Genomic DNA, 22,376 nt, shown 5'->3' on the forward strand with positions numbered 1-22,376 from the left:
GATTCGGAGCCGTATGTCACACGTGTACGCGAAGAGGAGTGCGCGATGGCCAGCAAGCCGCCCAAGGGCGACCCGGTCCAGGACGCGCCGAAGGTCGCCGAGCCGAAACGCTCGGCAGCGGGCCTCACGGCGATCGGCCACAGTCTGCGTATGGCCCACCAGCAGATGGGCGTGAAACGCACGGCGCTGACCCTTCTCAGCGTCAACCAGAAGAACGGTTTCGACTGTCCGGGCTGCGCCTGGCCGGATCCCGAGCACCGGCACACGGCGGAGTTCTGCGAGAACGGCGCGAAGGCCGTGGCCGAGGAGGCCACTCTGCGACGGGTCACCCCCGAGTTCTTCGCCGAGCACACCGTCGCCGACCTGGCCGGCCGCAGCGGCTACTGGCTGGGTCAGCAGGGCCGCCTGACCCATCCCGTGTACCTCCCGGAGGGCGGTGACCGCTATGAGCCGGTCACCTGGGAGCGCGCCTTCGACATCGTCGCCGAGGAGATCGGCGCCCTCGGCTCCCCCGACGAGGCCGTCTTCTACACCTCCGGACGCACCAGCAACGAGGCCGCGTTCCTCTACCAGCTGTTCGCGCGCGAGCTCGGCACCAACAACCTGCCCGACTGCTCGAACATGTGCCACGAGTCCTCCGGCTCCGCCCTGTCCGAGACGATCGGCGTCGGCAAGGGCAGCGTCCTGCTGGAGGACCTCCACCGGTCCGACCTGATCATCGTCGCCGGCCAGAACCCGGGCACCAACCACCCGCGCATGCTGTCCGCCCTGGAGAAGGCCAAGGCGAACGGCGCACGGATCATCAGCGTCAACCCGCTGCCCGAGGCCGGTCTGGAACGCTTCAAGAACCCGCAGACCCCCAAGGGCCTCACCACCGGCGCCGCCCTCACCGATCTGTTCCTGCAGATCCGTCTCGGCGGCGACCAGGCCCTCTTCCGCATCCTCAACAAGCTGATCCTCGACACGCCGGGTGCCGTCGACGAGGACTTCGTCCGTGACCACACCCACGGTTACGAGGACTTCGCCGAGGCCGCCCGCGCCGCCGACTGGGACGCCACCCTCACCGCGACCGGCCTCACGCGCGAGGACATCGAGGAGTGCCTGCGCATGGTCCTCGCGTCGAAGCGCGTCATCGTGTGCTGGGCGATGGGCCTGACCCAGCACAAGCACTCCGTGCCCATGATCCGCGAGATCGTCAACTTCCTGCTGCTGCGCGGCAACATCGGCCGCCCCGGCGCCGGCGTCTGCCCGGTGCGCGGCCACTCCAACGTGCAGGGCGACCGCACCATGGGCATCTTCGAGCGGCCCGCTCCGGAGTTCCTGGACGCCCTGGAGAAGGAGTTCGGCTTCGCCCCGCCGCGCGAACACGGCTACGACGTCGTACGGGCCATCCGCGCACTGCGCGACGGACGGGCGAAGGTCTTCTTCGCCATGGGCGGCAACTTCGTCTCCGCCTCCCCCGACACGGAGGTCACCGAGGCCGCGATGCGCCGGGCCCGGCTGACCGTGCACGTGTCGACCAAGCTCAACCGCTCGCACGCCGTCACGGGCGCGCGCGCCCTCATCCTGCCGACCCTGGGGCGCACCGAACGCGATCTGCAGGGCGGCGGCGAGCAGTTCGTGACGGTCGAGGACTCCATGGGCATGGTGCACGCCTCCCGCGGCCGCCTCGAACCGGCGAGCGGGCAGCTGCTGTCCGAGCCGGCCATCGTCTGCCGGCTGGCCCGCCGCGTCCTCGGCTCCGGCAGCAAGGTGCCGTGGGAGGAGTTCGAGAAGGACTACGCGACGATCCGCGACCGCATCGCCCGCGTGATCCCCGGCTTCGAGGACTTCAACGCGCGCGTGGCGAACCCCTCGGGCTTCACGCTCCCCCACGCCCCGCGCGACGAGCGGCGCTTCCCGACGGCCACCGGCAAGGCCAACTTCACCGCCGCCCCGGTCGAGTACCCCGAACTGCCGAAGGGGCGGCTCCTGCTGCAGACACTGCGCTCACACGACCAGTACAACACCACGATCTACGGCCTCGACGACCGCTACCGCGGCATCACGAACGGCCGCCGCGTGGTGCTCGTCAACCCCGAGGACGCGCGCGAGCTGCGGCTCGCGGACGGCTCGTACGTCGACCTGGTCGGCGAGTGGAAGGACGGTGTGGAACGCAGGGCCCCCGGATTCCGCGTCGTGCACTACCCGACCGCCCCTGGCTGCGCCGCCGCGTACTACCCGGAGACCAACGTACTGGTGCCGCTGGACGCGACCGCCAACACCAGCAACACCCCGGCCAGCAAGTCGGTCGTGGTCCGTCTGGAACAATCCACGACCGACTGAGCGTTTGCTCAGCAATGACGGCGGCACTGCCGTGGACGCTTGCGCGCAAGCGTCCACGGCAGTGCCGCCGCAGTGATCACGACGGACGAACCACAACGAACGACGAACGGAGCCCGGCCCATGGGAGAGCAGCAGCACGTGAAGTTCCCGCAAGAGGTCATCGACGAGTACGCCGCGCTCGGGGTGGACCTGGGGGCACTGTTCTCCGCCGGCCACCTCGGTACCCGCATGGGCGTGCAGATCCTGGAGGCCTCGGCGGAGCGGGTCGTCGGGACGATGCCGGTGGAGGGCAACACCCAGCCCTACGGGCTGCTGCACGGCGGCGCCTCCGCCGTCCTGGCCGAGACCCTCGGCTCGGTGGGGTCGATGCTGCACGGCGGCGCCGCCAAGATCGCCGTGGGCGTCGACCTCAACTGCACCCACCACCGCGGCGCGCGCTCCGGCCTGGTCACCGGGGTCGCCACCCCGGTGCACCGGGGGCGGTCCACGGCCACCTACGAGATCGTCATCAGCGACGAGGCCGGCAAGCGGGTGTGCACCGCGCGCCTGACCTGCCTGCTGCGGGACACCGGCACGAAGGACGCGGAGCAGGCCGCCGGCGCCGCCAAGAGCTGACCGGCACGGGTGGTGCGGGGTACGGCACGCGGCCGCCCGCGCCACCCGTTGCCCGGCCCTTGCCCGGCAACAGCAAGGTGCCCTACCGTTCCGGCATGGAACGGGGAGGTGCCACCCGGCCCGCCGCGCGGGACCCCCGCCGCCCCCTGCTCGCCACGGCGCCCCTCCCGACACCTCCGGCGCTCCCGGCACTCCTCTCGAGGGTCTTCGCGAGAGTGTTTCCGGCCTCCCTCCTGGCCGCCCTCGCGACCGTCCTCCTGGCAGCCGGATGCGGCCCGTCCGGACGCCCCGGCGCCCCGGCACCGTCCCTGCCGCCGCCCGCCCCGGCGCCCTCCCCGGCGGCGACCGCTCCCAAGGACGTGTGCGCACGGGTCGTCGCCCATCGGGCCCGTGAGGTGCTGGACGGCACCGCCTACGGCGACTACCAGTCGATGGGCCTGTCCAACGGCCAGTACGACATCCTGCGCGACGCCGTGGCCGCCGCCCGCCCCGTCCGCGAACGCCAAGGCACCGCGGCTGCCCACGACGTGATCGACCGTCATGTCGGCGAGGCCTGCGCGGCACGGCACCGCACCGGCGGACCGGACGAAGGCGCCTGGCGATGAGCGCCATCGGCCCCGTGGAACCCGGCGGCGAAACCCGCCCCTCGATCCCGCCGCCGCGTCGCGGCCTCCGGGCCCCCGCCGCGGCCCCCTCGCGGCGCTGCACGGGCGTCATCGCCGGACCGTACTCGCCGCCCTCACCGTGGCGGCCGTCCTCACGGCCGGCGTCCTCCTCCACCTCACCCGGCCCCGGCAACCTCCGCCGCCCGCAGCTCCGTTCCCGTCCCGGGTGATCACCGTCGCCTACCTGAAACCGCAGGCCAGAGGCCCAGAAACAGATAAACGGAATTTCAGCTTCATCGTCGAACCCACCGTGGAATCAGGCCCTCCGGTCACCGTCACCCCCATATCCCAGGCCTACTCGGGTTTTCGACGGCCTCCAGCCCGCACGCCCTTTTCCGGACAAAAGAAAGGTCCCCCGCAAGCTCGTCATCACCCTCCGCGTCACAGAATGCGGAGAATTGCCGGAGACCGTCGGACTCCCTCTCCTGGATGTAACTCTGCGTAATGCGCGCGCAATACGGACTCACGGCTTCACCCTCGGACCGCGCTGCGCGCAGGAACTCTCCACAGCCCTAAAAGTCGCCTGCAGCAACGATTTTCGGTAATCACCAAAACCCCTGATACACCTGAACACCCCCCGCCCGGTCCTGCGGTTTCTCACCATGCGGACAGGTCAAAACGGCCGGAATTCCGCCGTTCCCCCCACTCAGTACCGCTCTGCATTACCTCGTGTCATAACAAGAGCGTCACAGCATTGGCCAGACCCTCCTCCCCGTTCCCCCCACCCGCTTAGAGTCACGGCCAGTCACCGCGCCTCCCGATTCTTACTTCGGCCCAGCGCTCGACTCGGCCGTTTCCACCGGGAAACAGCCGTCAGGGGAAAGGACTGGATCGTGCGTCAACGTTCACTCATCGCCGTCACCGCTGCTTTGGCGGCAGGAGCACTCACCCTCACCGCCTGTGGTTCGCGCGACGAGGGCGGGAGCGGCAACTCGGGTTCCGGCAGCGGTGGCACCACCGTCGTGATCGGCATCGACGCACCGCTGACCGGCGACCTGTCCGCGCTGGGTCTCGGCATCAAGAACTCCGTGGACCTCGCCGCCAAGATCGCCAACAAGGAGAAGGTCGTCGACGGCGTCACCTTCAAGGTCGAAGCCCTCGACGACCAGGCCCAGCCCTCCTCCGGCCAGCAGAACGCCACCAAGTTCGTCGCCAACGACGAAGTACTCGGCGTCGTCGGCCCGCTGAACTCCTCCGTCGCCGAATCCATGCAGAAGGTCTTCGACGACGCCAAGCTCGTCCAGGTCTCACCCGCCAACACCAACCCCTCCCTCTCCCAGGGAACCGACTGGCAGAAGACCCAGACACGCACCTATAAGTCGTACTTCCGTACCGCGACCACGGACGCCGTCCAGGGCCCGTTCGCCGCCCAGTACCTGTACAACGACTCCAAGAAGCGCAAGGTCTTCGTCATCGACGACAAGAAGACCTACGGCGCCGGCCTCGCCGCCACCTTCACCGCCGAGTTCAAGAAGCTCGGCGGCAAGGTCGTCGGCACCGAGCACATCGACCCCGAGACCAAGGACTTCTCCGCGGTCGCCACCAAGGTCAAGTCCTCCGGCGCCGACGTCGTCTACTACGGCGGCGAATACCCGCAGGCCGGCCCGCTCAGCAAGCAGATCAAGGCCGCCGGCGCCAAGATCCCGCTCGTCGGCGGCGACGGCATCTACAGCGCCGACTTCATCAAGCTCGCCGGCGCCAGCGGCACCGGCGACCTCGCCACCTCCGTCGGCGCCCCGGTCGAAGAGCTCCCCTCCGCCAAGGAGTTCGTCGCCAACTACAAGGCCGAGAAGTACAAGGAAGACTTCGAGGCCTACGGCGGCTACAGCTACGACTCGGCCTGGGCCGTCATCGAAGCCGTCAAGAAGGTCGTCGAGGACAACGACGGCAAGCTGCCCGAAGACGCCCGCGAAAAGGTCACCGCCGCCATGCAGAACGTCTCCTTCGACGGAGTCACCGGCAAGGTCTCCTTCGACGAGTTCGGTGACGCCACCAACAAGCAGCTCACCGTCTACGCCGTCGAGAACGGCGACTGGAACGACGTCAAGTCCGGCACCTACACCGGCTGACCCAGCCGCACCAACCGAGCCGCGCGGGGCGCCGCACCACAGGCGCCCCGCGCGGCTCGTATCCGGCCCCATCCATCGAACTTTCCGAACGCTCGGAGGACATGCGGTGAACGAACTGCCGCAGCAGCTGGTCAACGGCCTGCTACTGGGATCCATGTACGGGCTGGTCGCCCTCGGCTACACAATGGTCTACGGCATTGTCCAGCTCATCAACTTCGCCCACGGCGAGATCTTCATGACCGGCGCCTTCGGCGCACTCACGGTCTACGTATACGTCCTGCCCGACGGCACCTCCATGCTGATCGCCCTGCCGCTCATGCTCATCGGCGCCATGATCATCTCCACCACCGTGGCCGTAGGAGCGGAACGGTTCGCCTACCGGCCCCTGCGCGGCGGCCCCCGCCTCGCCCCCCTCATCACCGCCATCGGCCTCTCCCTCGCCCTCCAGCAGGCGGTATGGGCCTGGTACCCCGAAGCGAAGTCCGCCCGCACCTTCCCCAGCATCCCCGGCGGACCCTTCGAGATCGGCACCGTCACCATCCAGACCGGCGACGTCTTCGTCTTCTGCGCCGCCCCCCTCAGCATGGCCATCCTCGGCTACTTCGTGATGCGCACCCGCACCGGACGCGGCATGCAGGCCACCGCCCAGGACCCCGACACGGCCAAGCTCATGGGCGTCAACACCGACCGCATCATCGTGGTCGCCTTCGCCCTCGGCGCCATCTTCGCCGCCGTCGGCAGCGTCGCCTACGGCCTCAAGTACGGCCAGATCGACTTCCGCATGGGCTTCATCCTCGGACTCAAGGCCTTCACCGCCGCCGTCCTCGGCGGAATCGGCAACATCTACGGAGCCATGCTCGGCGGCCTCGTCCTCGGCATCGCCGAAGCCCTGTCCACCGCCTACATCTCCGACATCCCCGGCATGCAGCAGTTCGGCAGCCAGTCCTGGGCAAACGTCTGGGCGTTCGTACTCCTCATCCTCGTGCTCCTCTTCAGGCCCCAAGGCCTCCTCGGCGAGCGCGTCGCGGACAGGGCGTGACACCGATGACCACACAGACCACCACAGCACAGACCCCCGGCTCCCACACCGCCGAACCCAACAAGGGCATCATCGGCATCCCGGAGCACATCGGCCGCGCCCTCGCCACCGCCGGCGGCGCCCTCACCGTCATCTCCACCTTCCTCGCCTGGACCTGGACCTCCGCCTTCCCCGGCGACCTCACCTACTACGGCTACCCCGGCGGCCTCCAGGTCCTCGTCCTCATCGGCGGCGCCCTCACCACCCTCTTCGGCCTCGCCTCCTACGGCACCAAGGGCCTGCGCTGGCTCACCCCCGCCGGTGCCGACAGCGCCATCAAACTCGCCGCCACCGGCACCTTCGCCACCGCCTGGTACACGATCACCGCCATCAGCGCCAAACTCGGCGGATTCGTCAACCTCGAACCCGGCGGCTGGATCGCGGCCCTCGCCACCCTCACCGCCCTCCTCGGCGCCCTCGCCCTACCCTTCGAACGGCCCGAACCCGACCCCCACGACCCCGACGACAGCGACTGGGAACAGATCCGCCACGAGTTCCGGCGCGGCTTCGCCCTCCTGCGCGCAGCCATCGCCACCGGCCGCACCCGGCCCGCACGCGAACTCCCCGCCTACGCCGAGATCCTCATCATCGTCGCCGCCCTCACCACCGGCCTGATCGTCTTCACCTACGGCATCGGCACCTCGTACGACGAACTCTTCGTCGGCTTCCTCATCACCGCCGGCTTCGGCTTCGCCGCCCTCGCCAAGGCAGGGCTGATCGACCGCGTCTCCGCGATCACCGCCAGACACCGCAACGTCACCCTGATCGGCGCCTTCGTCGCAGCCGCCGCCTTCCCCTTCACCCAGTCCGACGACCAGTACGCCACCATCGGCGTCTACATCCTCATCTTCGCCACCGTCGCCCTGGGCCTCAACATCGTCGTCGGCCTGGCCGGCCTCCTCGACCTCGGATACGTCGCCTTCCTCGGCGTCGGCGCCTACACCGCCGCCATGGTCTCCGGAAGCCCCTCCAGCCCCTTCGACATCCAACTCCCCTTCTGGGCCAGCGCCCTCCTCGGCGCAGCCGTCGCCATGGTCTTCGGCGTCCTCATCGGAGCCCCCACCCTCCGCCTCCGCGGCGACTACCTCGCCATCGTCACCCTCGGTTTCGGCGAGATCTTCCGCCTCGCCGTCCTCAACACCGACGGCACCTCCGGACCCGACATCACCAACGGCTCCAACGGCATCTCCTCCATCCCCAACATCAACATCCTCGGCTTCGACTTCGGCCAGGAACACACCATCGCCGGCTTCACCATCGCCCGGTTCGCCAACTACTTCCTGCTGATGCTCCTCATCACGCTGGTCGTCGTCGTGGTCTTCCGACGCAGCAGCGACTCCCGCATCGGCCGCGCCTGGGTCGCCATCCGCGAAGACGAAACCGCCGCCCGCGCCATGGGCATCAACGGATTCCGCGTCAAACTCATCGCCTTCGCCCTCGGCGCCACCCTCGCCGGCCTCGCCGGCGCCGTCCAGGCCCACGTCACCTACACCGTCACCCCCGAGCAGTACATGTTCGCCCACGTCGTCCCGCCCAACAGCGCCTTCCTCCTCGCCGCAGTCGTCCTCGGCGGCATGGGCACCATCAGCGGGCCCCTCGTCGGCGCGGCCCTGCTCTACCTCATCCCCGCCAAACTCCAGTTCCTCGGCGACTTCCAGCTCCTCGCCTTCGGCCTCGCGCTCGTCCTCATCATGCGCTTCCGGCCCGAAGGCCTCATCCCCAACCGGCGTCGCCAGCTCGAATTCCACGCAGAGGCCGAAGCACCCACAGTCCTCAGCAAGTCAGGGGCCTGACCACCATGACAACCGACACCACCACCCCGAGCGCCCCCACCGGCGCCACCCCGGGCGAAACCATCCTCGACGCCCGCGGCGTCACCATGCGCTTCGGCGGTCTCACCGCCGTCCGCAGCGTCGACCTCACCGTCAACAGCGGTGAAATCGTCGGCCTCATCGGACCCAACGGCGCCGGCAAGACCACCTTCTTCAACTGCCTCACCGGCCTCTACACCCCCACCGAAGGCGAAGTCCGCTACAAGGACAAGGTCCTGCCCCCCAAGTCCTTCAAGGTCACCGCCGCCGGCGTCGCCCGCACCTTCCAGAACATCCGCCTCTTCGGCAACATGACGGTCCTCGAGAACGTCCTCGTCGGCCGCCACACCCGCACCAAGGAAGGCCTCTGGTCCGCCCTCCTGCGCGGCCCCGGCTTCCACAGGGCCGAAGCCGCCTCCCGCGAACGCGCCATGGAACTCCTCGAGTTCGTCGGCCTCGCCGACAAGGCCGACCACCTCGCCCGCAACCTCCCCTACGGCGAACAACGCCGGCTCGAGATCGCCCGCGCCCTCGCCAGCGAACCCGGACTCCTCCTCCTCGACGAGCCCACCGCCGGCATGAACCCCCAGGAAACCCGCGAAACCGAAGAACTCGTCTTCGCCATCCGGGACAAGGGCATCGCCGTCCTCGTCATCGAGCACGACATGCGCTTCATCTTCAACCTCTGCGACCGCGTCGCCGTCCTCGTCCAGGGACAGAAACTCGTCGAAGGCGACGCCGCCACCGTCCAGGCCGACGAACGCGTCATCGCCGCCTACATCGGGGAACCCATCGCGAACGACCCCGGCGCCGAAGAAGCAGCCGAAGTCGAAGCCGCGGAAGCAGCCGCCGAGGCCACCACGGACGCCGCGCCCGGCAAGGAGAACGACCGATGACCGCACTCCTGGAAGTCGAAGACCTCAAAGTCGCCTACGGCAAGATCCAAGCCGTCAAGGGCATCTCCTTCAAGGTCGAGGCCGGCGAAGTCGTCACCCTCATCGGCACCAACGGCGCCGGCAAGACCACCACCCTGCGCACCCTCTCCGGCCTCCTCAAGCCGGTCGGCGGCCAAATTAAGTTCAACGGAAAATCACTCAAGAAGATCCCCGCCCACGAGATCGTCTCCCACGGCCTCGCCCACTCCCCCGAGGGGCGGCACATCTTCCCCCGCATGACCATCGAGGACAACCTCCGCCTCGGCGCCTTCCTCCGCAACGACAAGGCAGGCATCGACAAGGACATCCAGCGCTCCTACGACCTCTTCCCCATCCTCGGAGAACGCCGCAAACAAGCCGCGGGAACCCTCTCCGGCGGAGAACAGCAAATGCTCGCCATGGGCAGGGCCCTCATGTCCCAGCCCAAACTCCTCATGCTCGACGAACCCTCCATGGGACTCTCACCGATCATGATGCAGAAGATCATGGCCACCATCGCCGAACTGAAGGCCCAGGGCACCACCATCCTGCTCGTCGAACAGAACGCCCAGGCCGCCCTCTCCCTCGCGGACCACGGCCACGTCATGGAAGTCGGCAACATCGTCCTCTCCGGAAGCGGACGCGACCTCCTCCACGACGAATCCGTCCGCAAGGCCTACCTCGGCGTCGACTGACCCATCCACACCACAAGCACAACACTGAGGCCCGGCTCCCCCAGGGAACCGGGCCTCAGCAGCACAACCGACAACTACCCCTTCGCAGCCTTCTTCTCCTCCGCGTCATCGATAACCGCCTGCGCCACCTGCTGCATCGACATCCGCCGATCCATCGACGTCTTCTGAATCCAACGGAACGCCGCCGGCTCCGACAACCCGTACACCGTCTGCAACACCGACTTCGCCCGGTCCACCAGCTTCCGCGTCTCCAGCCGCAGACTCAGATCCGCGACCTCACGCTCCAGCTCCCGCAACTCCGTGAACCGCGACACCGCCATCTCGATCGCCGGCACCACATCACTCTTCGAGAACGGCTTCACCAGATACGCCATCGCCCCCGCGTCCCGCGCCCGCTCCACCAGATCACGCTGCGAGAACGCCGTCAGCATCAACACCGGCGCGATACTCTCCTCGGCGATCTTCTCCGCCGCCGAGATACCGTCCAGCTTCGGCATCTTCACATCGAGAATCACCAGATCCGGACGGTGCTCCCGCGCAAGCTCCACCGCCCGCTCACCATCACCGGCCTCACCGACGACGGTGTACCCCTCCTCCTCCAGCATCTCCTTGAGATCGAGCCGGATCAGCGCCTCGTCCTCGGCGATCACGACACGCGTCGTCATCGGAGGCACGTGCGACTTGTCGTCGTCGGGCACGTCTACTGGCTGGGGCGACTCGGGGACGCTCAACGGGGCTCCTTGGTGCGGGCAGGGCAGATACTGCTGACAAGAGCGTACCTAGCTGCGGTAAGGTGGGGGCACGGCGGGTGACCGCCAACCTTTGTTTTAGAGGAAGCCCCGGTAGTCCAGCGGAAGAGACACGGTGCTCAAACCACCGACAGCGTGGGTTCGAATCCCACCCGGGGCACTTTTCCTTCGATTGCAAGGTCGTCATTCCTAAGCGGATGTTCGCATTCTCGTGAACATCCGCTTTTTGCCGCGTGTCGTAGTGGCCCCCCACGCATCGTGTGCACATGTACGACCTCAGCACACGCAGGCGGGCACTGGCTTTGGTGGCCCAGGGCCGAAGCCTCAACTCGGTGAGCCGCGAGACGGGCGTCTCGCGCGCCGCGATCAGGTCCTGGCAGCACCGCCTGGAGCCCATGCCCCGCATGATGACTCCGGATCCGGGACCGCCTGCCGATGAGTTCGCCTACGCCTATCTCCTCGGCCTCTATCTCGGCGACGGCTGCATCAGCCCGCACCGACACTCCGGCTACTACCTGCGGATCGCGTGCGCCGACGCATGGCCGGGATTGATCGAACTGTGCCGCGAAGCCATCACGCGAGTGCGCCCCGGTATCGGCGTCTACACACAGCCGAAGCAGGGCTGTGTGATGATCACCAGCTACTCTCCGCACTGGCCCCAGCTCTTCCCCCAACACGGGCCCGGCAAAAAGCATGATCGTTCCATCGCTCTGCAGCCCTGGCAACAGGCTCTGGTCGACAAGTACCCCTGGCAGTTCATCCGTGGACTCATCCACTCCGACGGATGCCGGATCACCAACTGGACGACGCGCATGGTCCGCGGTGAACGGAAGCGCTATGAGTACCCGCGGTACTTCTTCACCAATCTCTCGGCCGACATCATCCGCCTCTTCACAACATCCCTGAACCAAGTGGGTGTCGAATGGCGGCAGCCCAACCCCCGCAACATCTCCGTCGCCAAGAAGGCGTCCGTCGCCCTGATGGACCTTCACGTGGGCCCCAAGTACTGAACCGGGGCCCTGATGAGGCTACTTGGGGCTGTCGTCCTCGCCGACGTGGTGGACGCGGACGAGATTGGTCGAGCCGGAGACGCCGGGCGGGGAGCCGGCGGTGATGACGACGATGTCGCCCTTCTTACAGCGGCCGTAGGCGAGGAGGAGTTCGTCGACCTGGTCGACCATGGCGTCGGTGGAGTCGACGTGGGGGCCGAGGAAGGTTTCGACGCCCCAGGTGAGGCTGAGCTGGGAGCGGGTGGCGGGGTCGGGGGTGAAGGCGAGGAGGGGGATGGGTGAGCGGTAGCGGGAGAGGCGGCGGGCGGTGTCGCCGGACTGGGTGAAGGCGATGAGGTGGGTGGCGTCGAGGAAGTCGCCGATTTCGGCGGCGGCTCGGGCGACGGCGCCGCCCTGGGTGCGGGGTTTGTTGGTGTCGGTGAGGGGTGGGAGGCCTTTGGTGAGGATGTCCTCTTCGGCTGCTTCGACGATGCGGGCCATGGTGCGGACGGTGTGGACGGCGTGTTTGCCGACGCTGGTTTCGCCGGAGAGCATGACGGCGTCGGTGCCGTCGATGATGGCGTTGGCGACGTCGGAGGCTTCGGCGCGGGTGGGGCGAGCGTTGTCGATCATCGAGTCGAGCATTTGAGTGGCGACGATGACCGGTTTGGCGTTGCGTTTGGCCAGTTTGATGGCGCGCTTTTGAACGATGGGGACTTGTTCGAGTGGCATTTCGACGCCGAGGTCTCCGCGGGCGACCATGATGCCGTCGAAGGCGGCGACGATGTCGTCGATGTTCTGGACGGCTTGGGGTTTTTCGATTTTGGCGATGACGGGGAGGCGGCGGCCTTCTTCCTCCATGATGCGGTGGACGTCCTTGATGTCGTGTCCGCTGCGTACGAAGGAGAGGGCGATGGTGTCGAAGCCGGTGCGCAGGGCCCAGCGGAGGTCGTCCTCGTCCTTTTTGGAGAGGGCGGGGACGGAGACGGCGACGCCGGGGAGGTTGAGGCCTTTGTGGTCGGAGACCATGCCGCCTTCGATGACGGTGGTGTGGACGCGGGGGCCGTCGACCTCGGTGACGTGGAGGGTGACTTTGCCGTCGTCGATGAGGATGCGTTCGCCGGGGGTGACGTCGTCGACGAGGCCTGCGTGGGTGGTGCCGCAGGTGTGGCGGTCGCCTTGGACGCCGTCTTCCACGGAGATGGTGAAGGTGTCGCCGCGTTCAAGGAGTACGGGGCCTTCGGTGAAGTGGCCGAGTCTGATTTTCGGGCCTTGAAGGTCGGCGAGGAGGCCGACGCTGCGTCCGGTTTCGTCGGCGGCTTTTCGGACCCGGTGGTAGCGCTCCTCGTGTTCGGCGTGGCTGCCGTGGCTGAGGTTGAATCGGGCGACGTCCATTCCGGCGTCGACCAAGCCTTTGATCTGGTCGTATGTATGAGTGGCGGGCCCTAGCGTGCAGACGATTTTGGCTCGGCGCATGGAATGAGCCTAGGGCTTACCGACGGGTAGGGATTAGGTCACATGTGACCATTCGGCGGACTGCGCATGAATGACTATTGACAAGTGTTGAACTGTGCGGCCATGCGCTCCGATGAGCACACCGGATCGTCGGCCGCGGCGCGGTTCTCACGGCCGGTCACGGCGTCCGCCGCCGTCATCGCCGCCGCCCGTGCCGTCCTGCCGGATCGCGGCTCGTGAGGGCTGGTCAGACTCGACGTGTTCAGGTCAGAATCGTCGCGCGTGGATCTACGCGCGTCATTGCCTGCCTGAGGAGAGCCCCGGATGCCGTTGAACCGCCGGAAGTTTCTGACGAGGTCCACTGCGACGGGGGCGGGGGTGGCGCTGGCGGGTGCGGCGGCTCCCGCTGCTCGGGCCGCCGGGTCCGCGGAGGCCGCAGGGTCCGTCGTGGCGGCGGGTGGGGGCAGAGAGGGGAAGGGGAAGCCGGTGAAGCGGTACGCGCTGACGGTGATGGGGACGACGGACCTGCACGGCCATGTCTTCAACTGGGACTACTTCAAGGACGCGGAGTACGAGGACGGGGCGGGCAACGCGCAGGGGCTGGCGCGGGTGTCGACGCTGGTGGAGCAGGTCCGCAGGGAAAAGGGCCGGCACCACACGATGCTGCTGGACGCGGGTGACACGATCCAGGGCACGCCGTTGACGTACTACTACGCGAAGGTGGATCCGATCACCGCGAAGGGCGGTCCGGTTCATCCGATGGCGCAGGCGATGAACGCGATCGGGTACGACGCGGTGGCGCTGGGCAATCATGAGTTCAACTATGGGATCGAGACGCTGCGGAAGTTCGAGGAGCAGTGCCGTTTCCCGTTGTTGGGTGCGAACGCGCTGGACGCGAAGACGTTGAAGCCGGCGTTCCCGCCGTATTTCATCAAGGAGTTCCGGGTGAAGGGTGCTCCGCCGGTGCGGGTGGCGGTGCTGGGGTTGACGAATCCGGGGATCGCGATCTGGGACAAGGCGCATGTGCAGGGGAGGCTGACGTTCCCGGGGCTCGAGGAGCAGGCGGCGAAGTGGGTGCCGAAGCTGCGGTCGATGGGTGCGGACGTGGTGGTGGTGTCGGCGCATTCGGGGTCGTCGGGTACGTCGTCGTACGGGGATCAGTTGCCGTATGTGGAGAACGCTGCGGCGAATGTGGCGCGGCTGGTGCCGGGGATCGACGCGATTCTGGTCGGGCACGCGCATGCGGAGATCGAGGAGTTGCGGGTCGTCAATGAGGAGACGGGCCGGGAGGTCGTGCTGTCGGAGCCGCTGTGTTATGCGGAGCGGTTGACGTTGTTCGACTTCGGACTCGTTCTGGAGCGGGGCCGGTGGCGGGTGGAGTCGGTGGGGGCCTCGTTGCGGGATGCGGCGACGGTGGAGGACGATCCGCGGATCACGCGTCTGTTGTCGGACGAGCATGCGGAGGTGGTGGCGTACGTCAATCAGGTGGTGGGTTCGGCGACGGTGGCGTTGACGACGGTGGAGGCGCGTTACAAGGACGCGCCGATCATCGATCTGATCACCAAGGTGCAGGAGGACGTGGTGCGGGCCGCGTTGGCGGGTTCGGAGTACGCGTCGCTGCCGGTGTTGTCGCAGGGGTCGCCGTTCTCGCGGACGTCGGAGATTCCGGCGGGTGAGGTGACGATCCGGGATCTGTCGGGTCTGTATGTGTATGACAACACGTTGGTGGCGAAGTTGATGACGGGTGCGCAGGTGCGGGCGTATCTGGAGTATTCGGCGGGGTATTTCGTGCGGACGGCGGTGGGTGCGCCGGTGGATGTGGCGGCGTTGACGAACGCGGGTGGGCGGCCGGACTACAACTACGACTATGTGTCGGGGTTGCGGTACGACATTGATGTCGCGCAGCCGGTGGGGTCGCGGATCCGGAATGTGACCGTCGGGGGTGCTCCGTTGGATGACGCGCAGGAGTTCGTGTTCGCGGTGAACAATTACCGGGCGAACGGGGGCGGCGCGTTTCCGCATGTGGCGTCGGCGAAGGAGGTGTGGTCGGAGTCGACGGAGATCCGTACCCGGATCGCGGAGTGGGTGACGGCGAGGGGTGTGCTGGATCCGGCGCAGTTCGCGTCGGTGGACTGGCGGCTGACGCGGGAGGGTGTGCCGGTGTTCTGAGGGGTTGTGCGGGAGGGTGTGCCGGTGGTGTGAGGGCCGGTGTTCCCGGCGGCCGCCCGGGGTGGCCGAGGTCGTCTTGACGTGTTGCCGGGGGTGCCGCATGGTGGTGCGGCGCCCCCGGTCGCGTGGTGTGTCTGCCGGTTTACGCCTGCTGCTGTATGCGCAGTGCGCGGGCGAGGTCGTCGAGCTGGTCGACGAGTTTGCGGCGCAGGGCGGGGGTCGGGTCTGCCTTGCGGAGGCATTTCTGGCCGAGGCGGAGGGTTTCGGGGTCGACGGCGTGGACGGGGAAGGCCCAGTGGCCGGCGGCTTCGGCGATGGCGGGGCCGCGGCGGGCGGCGAGGGCGACGGCGTCCTTGTGGTAGCGGGCGACGTAGGGGTGTACGAGGTCGGCCTGTTCGGGTTGCCAGAAGCCTTGGGCGGTGGCGGTGAACAGGTAGTTGGACAGGTTGTCGGTGTGGAACAGGGCGTCCCAGGCGCGGGCTTTGGCGTCTTCGTGGGGCAGGGCGGCGCGGCAGCGGGCGGCGCCTTCCTGGCCGGTGGCGCTGGGGTCGTCGGCGAGTTCCGCGGCGATGGCGGCTTCGTCGGTGGCGTCGAGGACGGCGAGGCGGGTGAGGATGCGCCAGCGCAGCTCGGGGTCGAGTTCGGGGCCGCCGGGGACGGTGCCGTCGGTGAGCCAGGCGGCGATGGTGTCGGGGTGGGCGGCGGTGTCGATGCGGTGGCGTACGGCGATGAGGCGCAGGCCGGGGTGGTCGCCGTCCTCGGTGCGGCGGATGAGGTCGCGGCACAGGTCGGTGAGGGTGGCGAGGGCGGCGGGCCGCCGGCCGGGGGTGATGTAGCGGTCGGTGACGTGGGTGGTGGCGAAGGCGAGGACGCCGCCGACGAGGGCGAGGTCGGTTTCGTGGGGGAGGTGGGTGCGGGCGATGTCCAGGTAGGTGGTGGGGGGGAGTTCGCCGTCGCGGACGGCGTCGCGCAGGGCGTTCCAGACGACGGCGCGGGTGAGGGGGTCGGGGAGTCCGGAGAGGCGGGTGCGGAGGGTCTGGGTGGACTCGTCGTCGAAGCGGATCTTGGCGTAGGTGAGATCGCCGTCGTTGAGGACGAGGAGGGCGGGGCGGGGGCCGGGGGCGCTGATGGTGGTGGTGCCGGTGGTGGAGAGGTCGGCTTCGAGGGGTGTGCGGGGGGTGAGGCCGTGGGGGGTGTGGGGGTCGTGGTCGTAGAGGCCGAGGGTGATGCGGTGCGGGCGGCCGGTTTCGTCCACGGGGGGCGGGTTGTGGAGGGTGAGGTGCCAGTGGCCGTTGTCGGTGCGGAGTTCGGGGGTGAGGGTGTCGACTCCGGTGGTGGTGAGCCAGGCGTTGGCCCAGGCGTGGACGTCGCGGTCGGTGGCGGAGGCGAGGGAGTCGATGAAGTCGGTGAGGGTGGCGTTGGCGAATTTGTGCCGCTCGATGTGGGTGTTGATGCCGGCGAGGAAGTCTTCTTCGCCGAGCCAGGCGACGAGCTGACGCAGGACGGAGGCGCCCTTGGCGTAGGAGATGCCGTCGAAGTTGAGGAGGGCGGAGGCGGTGTCCTGGACGTCCTCGGGGGCGACGGGGTGGGTGGAGGGGCGCTGGTCGGCGTCGTAGCCCCAGGGTTTGCGGGTGACGCCGAAGTCGGTCCAGGTGTCGGTGAAGCGGGTGGCTTCGGCGGTGGTCTGGTAGCCCATGTATTCGGCGAAGGACTCGTTGAGCCAGATGTCGTCCCACCAGGTGAGGGTGACGAGGTCGCCGAACCACATGTGGGCCATTTCGTGGGCGATGACCATGGCGCGGGTCTGCCGTTGGGTGTCGGTGACGGCGGACCGGAAGACGAATTCGTCGCGGAAGGTGACGAGGCCGGGGTTTTCCATGGCGCCGGCGTTGAATTCGGGGACGAAGGCCTGGTCGTAGGAGTCGAAGGGGTAGGGCTGGGTGAATTTTTCGTGGTAGCGGTCGAAGCAGGCGCGGGTGACGTCGAGGAGTTCGTCGGCGTCGGCGTCGAGGTGGGGGGCGAGGGAGCGGCGGCAGTGGAGGCCGAAGGGGAGGCCTCGGTGTTCGGTGCGTACGGAGTGCCAGGGTCCGGCGGCGACGGCGACGAGGTAGGTGGAGATGAGGGGGGTGGTGGCTGCTTTCCAGCGGCCGTCGCCGAGGTGTTCGGTGATGCCGTTGGCGAGGACGGTCCAGGTGCGGGGGGCGGTGACGGTGAGGTCGAAGACGGCCTTGAGGTCGGGCTGGTCGAAGGCCGCGAAGACGCGTTGGACGTCGTCGAGGAAGAGCTGGGTGTAGGTGTAGGTCTCGCCGTCGGCGGGGTCGGTGAAGCGGTGCATGCCTTCGCCGGTGCGGGAGTAGTGCATGGCGGCGTCGATGTGGAGTTCGTGTTCGCCGGGGGTGAGGTCCTTGAGCGGCAGTCGGTTGCCGTCGAGGGTCTCGGGGTCCAGTGGGTGTCCGTCGAGGGTGACGGAGCGCAGCTCGGCGGGCTTGACCTCGACGAAGGTGTCCGTGTCGTCCTGGTCCGCGAGGACGGTGAAGCGGATCAGGGTGCGGGAGTCGAAGGTGTCGTCACCGGTGGTGAGATCGAGTTCGATCGCGTAGCGGTGGACGTCGAGGAGCTGTGCTCGGTTCTGCGCTTCGTCGCGCGTGAGTACGGACATGCAGGCCATGCTGCCTGATGGCGTTGGTGGGGCACAGAGGCGGATCGGTACACGGCTTATGTCCGGTCCGGGGTGGGCTCCCGGGTGTGCGCCCCTGTGTGGGGGTTGCGGGGTGTGCGGGGTGTGCGTGCCGTCGTGTGGGGGCGGTGCCGGCGGGGTGTGGTGTCGGCCGTGGGTGCCCGTGCCCCCCGGGGAGGGGGGCCGGGGGGTCAGTCCGTGGTGGGTGCGGGGGTGCCGGTGGGACTGCCGGCGGTGCTCCTGGTGGCGCCGTCGGCGATGTGTTCGTGGTGGCGGATCACTTCGGCGATGATGAAGTTCAGGAACTTCTCGGCGAAGGCCGGGTCGAGTTTGGCGTTCTCGGCGAGGGTGCGCAGCCGGGTGATCTGGCGGGCTTCGCGGGCCGGGTCGGCGGGGGGCAGCCGGTGTTCGGCTTTGAGGCGGCCGACCTGCTGGGTGCATTTGAAGCGTTCGGCGAGCATGTGGACGACGGCCGCGTCGATGTTGTCGATGCTGTCGCGCAGCCTGGCGAGTTCCTCGCGGACTGCGGGGTCGACGTCACCGGTACCGGTGCTGCTGGTGGTCATGGGAAGTCAGCCTACGGGGCGGTGGCGGGGTGGCGGGTGTCCGCGGTCGGGACAGGTGCCGGGGTGGGCTCGTACAGTGGAATCGGTGGTGGGACGTCTTGGGGGTGAGGCGTGACGAGCGACGGGGCGGTGGAGCGGGGCTTCCCGCATCTGGGGACGGTGCGATCGGCGGTGACCGCGGTGTACCGGCGTTTGTCGTATGACACGGTCCGGTCGTTCTCGGTGAGTGTGGCGCCTGTCGATGTTGCGTTCTGCGACACGGATGATCTTCATATGGGGGCGCAGCGGGTGGCACGGGAGATGGTCCGGCACTACCGGTTGCCGGATGAGCGGTTGATCGTCAGTTTTCGCGAGATGAGGCATGCGGCGAATGTCGAGCTGGCGGCGGGTCCTGAGTACTTCGTGGAGCTGAACGATCGGTTCCGGACGCATCGGCGGGACATAGGGGCGGCGCTGGCTCACGAGGTGACGCATGTCTATCTGCATCGTCTGGGGCTGTCGTTTCCCGATGCGCGCGACAACGAGCTGCTGACGGATACGGCGGCGACGTATCTGGGGGCGGGGTGGCTGCTGCTGGACGCGTTCCGTCAGGACGAGGTGTCGTCGCAGAAGCTGGGGTATCTCACGCCGGAGGAGTTCGGCTATGTGCTGGCGAAGCGGTCGCTGGCGTTCGGCGAGGATCCGTCGGTGTGGTTCACCAGCGAGCAGGCTTACCGTGCGTACGTGAGCGGGATGGAGCTGGCCCGGCTCGACGGGCGGCAGCCGCCGCTGACGGCTGCCGGCTGGACGGGGCGCAGGCGGTACGCGCGGGAGCGCCGGTATGCCCAGCAGGGGCAGCGGGGGGTCCTCCCCTTCCCCTCGGACCGGACGGCCCGCACGGATGTGCCGTACAGCTTCACGCGGGGCGGTGGCCGTGAGGAGCCGTTGCGGGTGTCGTTCCCGTGTCCTACGTGCCATCAGCGGATCAGGGTCCCGGTGCGGGGGCGGGTACGAGCGCGGTGCACGTTGTGCCGGACGGTGCTGGAGTGCGACACGTAGGGGGCGGGGAGGTCGGGGCGCCGGCCCGGCCCGGCGGTGATGCGGGCGTCCTCGGCCGGAGGGTCCCTCGTGCCCGCGCGTCCGCCGGCCACTGGGGGAACTCGTCCGGCAGCCGGCCCGGCACCCGGTCGGCGGGCGCCTGCACGCTGCCGTCCTTGTAGTACGGCGTAGTACGGCGTAGTACGGCCGCATCGAGCCGGAGTGGTCGATCACGAGGTGGACGGCGGCGCGCAGCCCGTGCGGCCCGTGCCCGGGCACCGCGTGCCCTGCGGTCCTGTACAGGCTGACCGGTGCGGGCTCGGTCTTCTCCATCCCGCTCAGGCTGATCGCGGCCGTGCGCGCTCCCCCGCCTGTCGCCGGGACCGCCGCTCGGGCGCCGGGGGCCGGTGGTCCCGTCACCGGAAGCGGTCGTCCGGTCCGCGGAACCGGCCCCGAGGGTACGGCGCCTCCACCCCGCCTGCACACCTCTCCCCCATCGTTCGATATTTTGTTCGCCGCCGTCCCTACCGGCTCGTCCGTCCCGTCCGTCGCAAGGAGCCGGCCCGTGGATTCCGAGGCCACTGTCACCACCTGCTATCGCCATCCCAAGGTGGAGTGCCATGTCCGCTGCGTGCGCTGCGACCGGTACATCTGCCCGGACTGCATGCGGGAGGCGGCCGTGGGCCACCAGTGCCCCGACTGCGTGAAGGAGGGCATGCGGTCGGTGCGGCAGGCCCGCACCGTGGTCGGCGGGCGCGTCTCGGCGGTGCCGGTGGTGACGTACGCGCTGATCGCCGTCAGCGTGCTGGCGTACCTGGCGGAGCTGGCGCTGCCGGAGGTCGTGGACCGGTTCGCGATGCTGGGCGCGGGGCTGGTCGGGCCGGACGGCGGTCACTACGTGTGGGTCGAGGGCCCGTACTACGGGGACTTCCGTGCGGAAGGTCTGGTGAACGGGGAGTGGTACCGGCTGCTGACCGGCGCCTTCCTGCATCTTCCGCCCACCGAGGGCACGTTCGGGATCCTGCACATCGTGATGAACATGGTGGCGCTGTGGAACCTGGGCCGGGCCGTCGAGCCGATGCTGGGCCGTGTCCACTATCTCGCCCTGTACCTGCTGTCGGCGCTGGGCGGCTCGGTGCTGGTGCTGCTGCTGGCACCGCAGGACGCCGTGGTCGGCGCGTCCGGGGCGATCTTCGGGCTGGGTGCCGCGTACTACGTGGTGGCCCGGCGGATCGGTGCCGACATGCGGGCGGTCAACCGGTTCATGGCCGGGCTGCTGCTGTGGCTGGTGATCTCCGCGGTGGTGACGTCCTGGGAGGGGCATCTGGGCGGGATGCTGGCGGGGGGTGCGGTGGCGGCGGCGTTCGCGTACGTGCCCAGGGGCAGGCGCCGGACGGTGCTGCAGGCGGGGGCCTGCCTGGTCCTGCTCGCGCTGCTCGTCGTCCTGGCGGTGGCCAAGGTGTCGGAACTGACCGGTGGAGGAGTTTCCCAGTGAAACGTTCAGCCCTGCTGCTCGCGGCCGTGCCCGTGGTGGCGACGGCCGTGTACATGCTGGTGCCCGGAGGGTCCGACGGCGCGGCCGTGGGCGACGGCCCGGCCGTGTCCGCCTCGCCCCCTGCGCGCGAGCAGGCCAAGGAGCGCGCCGAGTCGGAGTCGGCCAAGGACGACAAGGTGGTGGCGAGCCGGCCGCCGGGCCTGGCCGACCCGGCGAAGAAGGAGCTCGCCCAGCAGATCCTGGCGAGCGCCGAGAACGCGACGTTGCGCTGGCGCGAGACCTACGGCTCCATCGAGGACGCCGGGGACGGCGTCGGCTACACGGCCGGCATCGTCGGCTTCACCACCGGTACCCACGACCTGCTCGCCCTCGTCGAGGGCTATACCGAGGACCACCCGGACAACGGCCTGGCAAGGTATCTGCCGGCGCTGCACGAGGTCGACGGCACGGACTCGCACGAGGGCCTGGACCCGGGCTTCACGGCCGCCTGGCAGGCCGAGGCGAGGACGCCGGCGTTCCGCGCGGCCCAGGAGGCCGAGCGCGACCGGGTCTACTTCGACCCGGCGGTGCGCATGGCCAAGCTCGACGGCCTCGGCACGCTCGGCCAGTTCGTGTACTACGACGCGATGGTCCGGCGTGGCCCCGACACCGGCTCCGACGGCTTCTACGGCCTGCGGGAGCAGGCCATGCGCAAGGCGAGAACGCCGGGCCAGGGCGGCGGCGAGAAGGCGTTCCTGGAGGCGTTCCTCGACGTGCGCCGCGCGGCCGTGCTCGCGAAGAAGCCGGGCTCCGACACGTCCCGGATCGACACCGCCCAGCGCCGGTTCCTGAGGGAGGGGAACCTGGAGCTGACCACGCCGCTGACGTGGCAGGTGCACGGGGAGGCCTTCCGCGTTCCCTGAGCGGGTGAGCGCATGCGGCAGCGCCTGCCCAATCCGTCCTGGTCGGGGACCGGCGGGCAGGCGCCACCTGTGTTCCGTACGCCGTTGTACGGGACCTCTGCGGGGGACCGTCAGGTCCCGTTGTGCGCGGTCCGGACCGGCGGGGTCCGGATCGCGTGGTGTGTCCCGGAGCGGCCGGCCGGCCG

General features: G+C 68.7%; 17 protein-coding genes, 1 tRNA gene and 1 pseudogene. 14 read left to right on the top strand and 5 right to left on the bottom strand.

The features are described 5' to 3' along the window. The first annotated feature begins 45 nt into the window (after window positions 1-45). The 8 genes from OHB56_RS11165 to OHB56_RS11200 all read left to right on the top strand — a co-directional run bounded on the left by OHB56_RS11165 (window position 46) and on the right by OHB56_RS11200 (window position 10,172). On the top strand, window positions 46-2,325 hold the full coding sequence (locus OHB56_RS11165; protein WP_406352966.1) for an FdhF/YdeP family oxidoreductase: 2,280 nt from the start codon (window positions 46-48) through the stop codon (window positions 2,323-2,325). 120 nt (window positions 2,326-2,445) lie between these two features. After that, the gene (locus tag OHB56_RS11170) at window positions 2,446-2,940 is read left to right on the top strand and encodes a PaaI family thioesterase (protein ID WP_406352968.1); all 495 of its coding nucleotides are present in this window, start codon (window positions 2,446-2,448) and stop codon (window positions 2,938-2,940) included. Window positions 2,941-3,035: 95 nt separating this feature from the next. Continuing rightward, window positions 3,036-3,545: a hypothetical protein gene (locus tag OHB56_RS11175; RefSeq protein ID WP_406352970.1), complete on the top strand. Its 510-nt coding sequence runs from the start codon at window positions 3,036-3,038 to the stop codon at window positions 3,543-3,545. Window positions 3,546-4,438: 893 nt separating this feature from the next. Then, a complete protein-coding gene (locus OHB56_RS11180) occupies window positions 4,439-5,674 on the top strand; it encodes a branched-chain amino acid ABC transporter substrate-binding protein (protein WP_406352972.1) in 1,236 nt (411 codons plus the stop codon). A 106-nt stretch (window positions 5,675-5,780) separates the two neighbouring features. After that, the gene (locus OHB56_RS11185) at window positions 5,781-6,713 is read left to right on the top strand and encodes a branched-chain amino acid ABC transporter permease (protein WP_406352974.1); all 933 of its coding nucleotides are present in this window, start codon (window positions 5,781-5,783) and stop codon (window positions 6,711-6,713) included. Between the two features lie 5 nt (window positions 6,714-6,718). Continuing rightward, complete coding sequence (locus OHB56_RS11190; RefSeq protein WP_406352976.1) at window positions 6,719-8,545, top strand: branched-chain amino acid ABC transporter permease; 1,827 nt, start codon at window positions 6,719-6,721, stop codon at window positions 8,543-8,545. A gap of 5 nt (window positions 8,546-8,550) precedes the next feature. Continuing rightward, complete coding sequence (locus OHB56_RS11195; protein ID WP_406352978.1) at window positions 8,551-9,459, top strand: ABC transporter ATP-binding protein; 909 nt, start codon at window positions 8,551-8,553, stop codon at window positions 9,457-9,459. Beyond that, window positions 9,456-10,172 (top strand): ABC transporter ATP-binding protein, encoded by a 717-nt coding sequence (locus OHB56_RS11200; protein ID WP_360042287.1) that lies wholly within the window; start codon window positions 9,456-9,458, stop codon window positions 10,170-10,172. Before OHB56_RS11195 ends, OHB56_RS11200 begins: the two co-directional genes overlap by 4 nt. 74 nt (window positions 10,173-10,246) lie before the next feature. On the opposite strand, the gene OHB56_RS11205 is transcribed toward OHB56_RS11200, so the two are convergent. Then, on the bottom strand, window positions 10,247-10,903 hold the full coding sequence (locus tag OHB56_RS11205) for a response regulator (RefSeq protein ID WP_326752123.1): 657 nt from the start codon (window positions 10,901-10,903) through the stop codon (window positions 10,247-10,249). A 105-nt stretch (window positions 10,904-11,008) separates the two neighbouring features. Between OHB56_RS11205 and OHB56_RS11210 the strand changes: the two genes are divergently transcribed. Together OHB56_RS11210 and OHB56_RS11215 are read left to right on the top strand one after the other, a co-directional pair. Beyond that, window positions 11,009-11,081, top strand: a tRNA-Leu gene (locus tag OHB56_RS11210). 106 nt (window positions 11,082-11,187) lie between these two features. Beyond that, on the top strand, window positions 11,188-11,931 hold the full coding sequence (locus OHB56_RS11215; protein WP_406352981.1) for a helix-turn-helix domain-containing protein: 744 nt from the start codon (window positions 11,188-11,190) through the stop codon (window positions 11,929-11,931). Between the two features lie 18 nt (window positions 11,932-11,949). Here OHB56_RS11215 and pyk read toward each other — a convergent pair whose 3' ends face one another. Beyond that, window positions 11,950-13,386, bottom strand: coding sequence for a pyruvate kinase (pyk, locus tag OHB56_RS11220; RefSeq protein WP_406352982.1), 1,437 nt, complete (start codon window positions 13,384-13,386; stop codon window positions 11,950-11,952). A gap of 303 nt (window positions 13,387-13,689) precedes the next feature. Between pyk and OHB56_RS11225 the strand changes: the two genes are divergently transcribed. Next, the gene (locus OHB56_RS11225; protein WP_326752126.1) at window positions 13,690-15,534 is read left to right on the top strand and encodes a 5'-nucleotidase C-terminal domain-containing protein; all 1,845 of its coding nucleotides are present in this window, start codon (window positions 13,690-13,692) and stop codon (window positions 15,532-15,534) included. Between the two features lie 142 nt (window positions 15,535-15,676). On the opposite strand, the gene pepN is transcribed toward OHB56_RS11225, so the two are convergent. After that, on the bottom strand, window positions 15,677-18,202 hold the full coding sequence (gene pepN / locus OHB56_RS11230; RefSeq protein ID WP_406352985.1) for an aminopeptidase N: 2,526 nt from the start codon (window positions 18,200-18,202) through the stop codon (window positions 15,677-15,679). A gap of 200 nt (window positions 18,203-18,402) precedes the next feature. Next, window positions 18,403-18,777, bottom strand: coding sequence for a chorismate mutase (locus OHB56_RS11235; RefSeq protein ID WP_406352987.1), 375 nt, complete (start codon window positions 18,775-18,777; stop codon window positions 18,403-18,405). 111 nt (window positions 18,778-18,888) lie between these two features. On the opposite strand from OHB56_RS11235, the gene OHB56_RS11240 reads away from it, so the two are divergent. Continuing rightward, window positions 18,889-19,815, top strand: coding sequence for a hypothetical protein (locus tag OHB56_RS11240; RefSeq protein ID WP_326752129.1), 927 nt, complete (start codon window positions 18,889-18,891; stop codon window positions 19,813-19,815). Between the two features lie 115 nt (window positions 19,816-19,930). Here the strand turns inward: OHB56_RS11240 and OHB56_RS11245 are convergent. After that, window positions 19,931-20,127 (bottom strand): annotated as a pseudogene (locus tag OHB56_RS11245) (toxic cation resistance protein); the annotation flags it as partial. 232 nt (window positions 20,128-20,359) lie between these two features. On the opposite strand from OHB56_RS11245, the gene OHB56_RS11250 reads away from it, so the two are divergent. Together OHB56_RS11250 and OHB56_RS11255 are read left to right on the top strand one after the other, a co-directional pair. Further along, on the top strand, window positions 20,360-21,289 hold the full coding sequence (locus OHB56_RS11250; RefSeq protein ID WP_326752130.1) for a rhomboid family intramembrane serine protease: 930 nt from the start codon (window positions 20,360-20,362) through the stop codon (window positions 21,287-21,289). Continuing rightward, the gene (locus tag OHB56_RS11255; protein ID WP_406352990.1) at window positions 21,286-22,191 is read left to right on the top strand and encodes a chitosanase; all 906 of its coding nucleotides are present in this window, start codon (window positions 21,286-21,288) and stop codon (window positions 22,189-22,191) included. The genes OHB56_RS11250 and OHB56_RS11255 overlap by 4 nt, the downstream gene beginning before the upstream one ends. The last annotated feature ends 185 nt before the right edge of the window (window positions 22,192-22,376 follow it).

The sequence above is a fragment of the Streptomyces sp. NBC_01635 genome, from assembly GCF_045209715.1.
In the GTDB taxonomy this organism is placed as follows: domain Bacteria; phylum Actinomycetota; class Actinomycetes; order Streptomycetales; family Streptomycetaceae; genus Streptomyces; species Streptomyces hirsutus.

Bases quoted from the DNA above. Each gene is read 5' to 3' on its own strand.
- OHB56_RS11175 (WP_406352970.1), top strand. From the start codon at position 3,036: ATGGAACGGGGAGGTGCCACCCGGCCCGCCGCGCGGGACCCCCGCCGC.
- OHB56_RS11200 (WP_360042287.1), top strand. From the start codon at position 9,456: ATGACCGCACTCCTGGAAGTCGAAGACCTCAAAGTCGCCTACGGCAAG.
- OHB56_RS11225 (WP_326752126.1), top strand. From the start codon at position 13,690: ATGCCGTTGAACCGCCGGAAGTTTCTGACGAGGTCCACTGCGACGGGG.
- pepN (WP_406352985.1), bottom strand. From the start codon at position 18,202: ATGGCCTGCATGTCCGTACTCACGCGCGACGAAGCGCAGAACCGAGCA.
- OHB56_RS11235 (WP_406352987.1), bottom strand. From the start codon at position 18,777: ATGACCACCAGCAGCACCGGTACCGGTGACGTCGACCCCGCAGTCCGC.
- pyk (WP_406352982.1), bottom strand. From the start codon at position 13,386: ATGCGCCGAGCCAAAATCGTCTGCACGCTAGGGCCCGCCACTCATACA.
- OHB56_RS11190 (WP_406352976.1), top strand. From the start codon at position 6,719: ATGACCACACAGACCACCACAGCACAGACCCCCGGCTCCCACACCGCC.
- OHB56_RS11170 (WP_406352968.1), top strand. From the start codon at position 2,446: ATGGGAGAGCAGCAGCACGTGAAGTTCCCGCAAGAGGTCATCGACGAG.
- OHB56_RS11165 (WP_406352966.1), top strand. From the start codon at position 46: ATGGCCAGCAAGCCGCCCAAGGGCGACCCGGTCCAGGACGCGCCGAAG.
- OHB56_RS11195 (WP_406352978.1), top strand. From the start codon at position 8,551: ATGACAACCGACACCACCACCCCGAGCGCCCCCACCGGCGCCACCCCG.
- OHB56_RS11215 (WP_406352981.1), top strand. From the start codon at position 11,188: ATGTACGACCTCAGCACACGCAGGCGGGCACTGGCTTTGGTGGCCCAG.